The organism is Deltaproteobacteria bacterium (assembly GCA_019309045.1).
In the GTDB taxonomy this organism is placed as follows: Bacteria; Desulfobacterota; Syntrophobacteria; order BM002; family BM002; genus JAFDGZ01.
This window is the reverse complement of the sequence record JAFDGZ010000174.1, coordinates 1-5,223: the sequence shown is the minus strand read 5'-3', so window position 1 is coordinate 5,223 and position 5,223 is coordinate 1. Positions and strand designations below refer to the sequence as shown.

4 protein-coding genes are annotated in these 5,223 nt (G+C 52.7%); all 4 read left to right on the top strand.

Annotated features, from left to right (window positions below):
* On the top strand, positions 1–169 hold a 169-nt coding region (locus JRI89_17375), incomplete at its 5' end, for a helix-turn-helix domain-containing protein (GenBank protein MBW2073002.1).
* Between the two features lie 692 nt (positions 170–861).
* Positions 862–2,475, top strand: a complete 1,614-nt coding sequence (locus JRI89_17370) for an ABC transporter substrate-binding protein (protein ID MBW2073001.1) — start codon at positions 862–864, stop codon at positions 2,473–2,475.
* 905 nt (positions 2,476–3,380) lie between these two features.
* A complete protein-coding gene (locus JRI89_17365; protein ID MBW2073000.1) occupies positions 3,381–4,478 on the top strand; it encodes a PAS domain-containing protein in 1,098 nt (365 codons plus the stop codon).
* A gap of 335 nt (positions 4,479–4,813) precedes the next feature.
* Positions 4,814–5,179 (top strand): response regulator, encoded by a 366-nt coding sequence (locus JRI89_17360; GenBank protein MBW2072999.1) that lies wholly within the window; start codon positions 4,814–4,816, stop codon positions 5,177–5,179.
* Positions 5,180–5,223: the final 44 nt, after the last annotated feature.

Genomic DNA, 5,223 nt, shown 5'->3' with positions numbered 1-5,223 from the left:
GCTGCAAGCGCGGGAAAATTTTGAACGACAGTACATAATCAGGGCACTGAAGCGGGCAGGGTGGAATCAGAGTGAAGCGGCGCGCATCTTGAAGATCCACAGGAACACCTTGCTGCAGAAGATGAAGGCGCTGCAAATCAGGGCGGCTTCCGAGCAGAAAGCTTCATGATACCTATCGCTGGCCGTTCTGTGCGGCGATCTCCGAACCTGAGCAAATGAATTTCTCTGCCATGGACTCCTAGAGGTTGAGTGTTCAAGGGCTGCAGGCAAAGAGCAGCTTTTAGCAAGAAACCCTTTCGCAAAGTGGTGATGCCTGCCAAACTGCTGCTTGCCAGCAGCAGCTTTCAGTTGCACATGTCTGTGGGCAGTGCACATGTCTGTGTGCACCTGGGGAAATTTGTGCATTTCGCTTCCATGACTTCACTATACCCGGGTAATCTGCCTTTCGTGGGCGACAGGAATCATGTGCAATTCAATTAATATCCAGAAGTTACTTTGACTTTCAAGTGAATTTATCCCTTGCTCCCCAGCTGGTACTCACCTTGCTTTGGTGTAGCTGCCAAAAGATAACGGTGCACAAGGGCAGGACCATTTTGAGGGAAGGAGGGATTCTATGAAAAAGGTGAGAAAGGTATTGTTGCAAATGGTCATTGTCGGCGGTATCGTTGCCATGTATACACTGCCAGTTCTGGCAGCAGGGGGCGGGGGTACCTAAGATCTGACCATTTGCGGTTGTAAGGCGCCGAGCATAACCCTTCCGGGTTATGCTTTTTTTTTGCCAAGACAGCAAAGGTTGGTATAGTGTAGTATCTACCTTGAAACAACAGACAGGACAGAGTGAAGGATAATACAGGTGAGACCATGCTCCGATGTATGCTCGAGATATTTCTAGCCCTGGTATTAGCTCTAGGCTGCACGAGCGGCACTTCTGAGGACTCGGGAAAACAGGCCAGCCAGCCGAAAGCAGGGGCGCACCAAGGAGGCACTTACCGGGCAGCCCTGCCCTGGAGCCCCAAGAGTCTTGATCCGGCTGTTGCCACTGACATCTATGCGGTAACAATCATTGAACAGGTTTTCGACGGACTCGTGCAGTTCGATCAACATCTCAATGTGGTTCCTGCTCTGGCAAAGGATTGGCAGGTTACTGCTGACGGCCGCACCTACATCTTCCAACTGCGCCGAGGTGTGAAGTTTCATAATGGTCGTCAGGTAACCGCAAGCGATGTGGTCTATTCTCTCCGCCGGCTCCTCGATCCAGACATGAAAGCAAGCGTGGTGAATTTTCTGACGAAAATTTCCGGGGCAGCCGAGTACCGAAGCGGTCGAGCCAATGCGGTGAGAGGCCTGGAGGCTACAGGGGAATATACCTTGAGAATCAGGTTGCAGGAGCCTTTTGCGCCGTTCCTCTCGGTGCTGGCCATGAAGGACTGCAAGGTGGTGCCCAAAGAAGAGGTGGAATCTGCTGGCAGGCAATTTTCCCGGCATCCCGTGGGTACCGGCCCCTTTCGTTTTGAGTCCTGGAGTGGCAACAAGATTATACTTGCAGCCAATAATTCTTATTACGAGGGCCCTCCCTATCTAGATCGGTTAGTCTACAATATCTATCCAGGAGCAAAGTACGAGCAAATATTTGCCGATTTCAAAGCAGGGCGCCTGGAAGAGGCTGCGGTTTTTGGCAGCCACCGCGAAGAGGCTGTTAAAGGTAGAGCCTTTCAGTTTTACCGGAAACCCACATTGAGTCTGCAGTTCTATGGTCTGAACTGTAGCAAGGGTCCTCTCAAGGATCGCAGGGTGAGACAGGCCCTCAATTTTGCCATTGACAAGCGCAGGATTGTGCGAGAGGTGTACGGCGACCAGTTTATCCCGGCTGGGACCATTTTGCCGCCTGGCATGCCAGGCTACACGCCCGACAACAGCATGTATGACTACCAACCGACCGAGGCGAAGAGGCTGCTGCAGGAAGCAGGATTCTCTCCGGAGGGAAGAAGGCTCGAGCTGTCTCTGCTTTCGGCGTCCAAATCAGCTGCGGCACAAAAAGAATTGGCCCTCATCGCTGCTGACCTGGAGGCCGTTGGGGTTGATCTACAGATAACCTATGAGACGGATTGGCCCACATATGAAAAGCTGTTGAGGTCAGAAAACGTTGAAGTCTATCGGTATGCCTGGTTTGCAGACCTGCCGGACCCTGACAACTTTCTGAACATCCTCTGCGGTTCGGCATCGGCCTATAACTTTATGCGCTACCATAATGCCCGCGTAGACCAGCTGCTGTCACAGGGACTGACTGAGACCAACGTCCTCGAGAGGATGCAGGTATATCGTTTGGCAGAGCGGTCTATTCTTGATGATGCGCCGATGATCCCCTGGATCTACTTGACTTTTGAATCGGTCTTCCAACCATATGTGAAAGGACTGGAAATCAGTGCTCTGGGTGGGCCTTATATTCCTCTAAAACGCGTCTGGTTGGATCGTTAGCCCAAGTTCGGATATTTCGCTGATCGGGCTGCAGAACGACTGCAACCCCGCAAATCATTATTCTTATGGGTGTCTATGCCGACTGTGATCTGTTCCCTACAATGAAGTACGTCTCAGGTGGGCGCAGGCCAGCAGGATTGTGAGGTACACTGTGGGCAGCTGTGCTGCCGCGGAATGCTGTGAGGCCTGTGCCGACACTGCCTGGTGAGCTATCCGGTTTCACCCTATATTTCTGCTCCACGATTGGCGGAGTTGCTGCAGGAGAGCTATTGTTGTGGGCGGGTCTGTGCGGAGAATGAGCCTCAAGTTAAGGTTTATGGCGGCCGTAGCTGTGCTGCTGCTCGTGCTGATGGCCACAATTGTCTTTCTGGTTGACAGGCGCTTTGCCAGCACCATTCAGAGAGAAATGAGGGACCGCGGCCTGGCTGTGGCCCAGAGTATTGCCGCGGTTTCCACCAATGCCCTGCTGACTTACAATTATGTGGCATTGGAGCAGAACGCCGAGCAAGCAAGCCGCGGCAGAGACATCGTCTATGTCATCATTCTGGACAAAGAAGGACGTGTGGCAGCCTTCAGCGGACATGATAACCGCCAGGGAACATATCTGGCCGATTCCTGGAATAAACGAGCCCTGGCAGCCTCGGGGCCCATTGTGCAGAACCTTTTCTGGGAAGAAACAGGAGAACCGGTCCTTGACATAGCTGTTCCTGTTCTTTTCACAGAGGAACAGCAGCGATGGGGTACCATTCGGGTAGGCCTGTCCCTGGCACCCATGTATCAGCAGGTGCGGCAGACGAAAACAGCTCTCTTACAGATCGGCGCAGTAGCATTGTTCCTCGGTATCGTAGGCGCCTATGCTCTGTCTGCCCGCATCACTGGCCCCCTGGCCAAGAAACTTCAACATCATGAGCAGGGAACTGGCACTGCAGCGGCGCCATCTGGAACAGAGACTCGAGGAGATACTCGAGCTCATGCGATACAACGAGATGATTCTGGCCTCCATGAGCAACGGAGTGCTGGCTCTAGATCTTGCCGGCAGAGTGGTTAGTGCCAACAATGCTGCTGAAACGATTCTTGCTCTCAAAGGCGGGGCCTGGCAAGGGTTGAATTATAAGGAGCTGTGGCCGGAGCCCAACCCTCTCGGTCGTATTCTTGCCCAGAGCATGCAGACACAGAAAGCCGTGCGAAATGAGGAAATTTTTCTAGCTCGAGGTGGAGAAAAGCAGAGAACCCTGATGATCAGCACCTCCTTTCTCAGGGACGCCCGGGATGCAGTGGTGGGCATGCTGCTGGTCTTCAATGACGTGACTGAGGTTAAGGAGATGGAAGCACGCATGCGCCAGGCCGATCGTCTGGCAGCACTCGGGGTGTTGTCTGCTGGTCTGGCCCACGAGATACGCAATCCGCTCTCCGCCATCAAGACATTTGTCCAACTGCTGCCGAGGAAGGTTTCCAATACTGCATTTTTGCAAAAATTCCAGGTCACAGTTCCACGAGAGCTCAATAGAATCAATGGCCTGATCGAGAATCTCCTGGAGTTGGCAAGACCTGCAAAGATGGAATTTGTGCAGGTGTCTCCAGGGGCAGTTCTCAGACAGTTGACAGAGCTATACCGAGACGAGCTAGAAAATGCCGGCATTGAACTGCTGCTGGACATTGAGGAGCCATTGCCAGAGGTGTGGGCTGACAGCGATCATTTGCAAAGAGCGTTTGCCAATCTGCTCAAAAATGCCAAGGAGTCGATGACTGCAGGGGGTCGCCTCAGCATCGCCTGCCAACCATGTGACAATGAGATACACATTCAATTCACTGATACAGGGGAGGGGATGGACCGGGAGACGGCTGACAATATCTTCAACCCCTTTTTTACCACCAAGAAAAAGGGCACCGGCCTGGGACTTGCCATAACTCACAAGATAATTCAAGAACATGGCGGCTCCATAGAGGCGCAGACTGCTTCTGGCAAGGGCACAACTTTTAATGTGGTGCTGCCGACCAGCTAACCAATTCCATACATCTGGACAGGCTGCCTGGATACAGTCTGCAAGTCTTTACTGCTAGTCGACGCTCGCATAAAGATGAGATCCCTTCCTGGCAATGCAGCAGCTCCATTTCTAGCGGTTGCATGTGCGGCGGCCTCGGCTGCCCACTGCAGTGGTTGTGGTTGAACATGATTATGGGCAGAAATGGCGCAGCTGTTGCCACAAATATTTCCCCCCCTCGCCAGGGAACATGAAATATTTCCTTCTCCTTTGAAGGAGATAGCCAGGGCGCCTGCTGATGGCACCATCTTTGCTGCTGCTTTGTCTCGAGTTGGCACTCGAGAGGAGGTGTGACCATGGCGCACATGGAAGATGAAATTTTGGTGGTGGATGATGACTTGGGTATCCTCGAGTCCTTCGATGCCATGCTAGGCGATGATTACTCGATAGTAACTATTGGCAGCGGCGAACAGGCCCTCGAGTACCTGAGTTCACATCGGGTAAAGCTTATATTTCTGGACATAAAAATGAGCGACATCAGCGGCATAGAAGTACTGGAAAAGCTGCGCCAGCAGAAAAGTACCACAGAGGTGGTCATTGTGACGGCTACCACCGAGGAACATTATGAGCAGCAGGCCAGGGACCTTGGCATAGCTGCCTTTCTGCGCAAACCTTTTGAGGTTCTGGAGGTCGAAGAGATTGCTAGCAGAGTGCTTCACTGAACTGTTGCTCGAGCACAAGTGATGCACAGCAGGTATCAACCGCC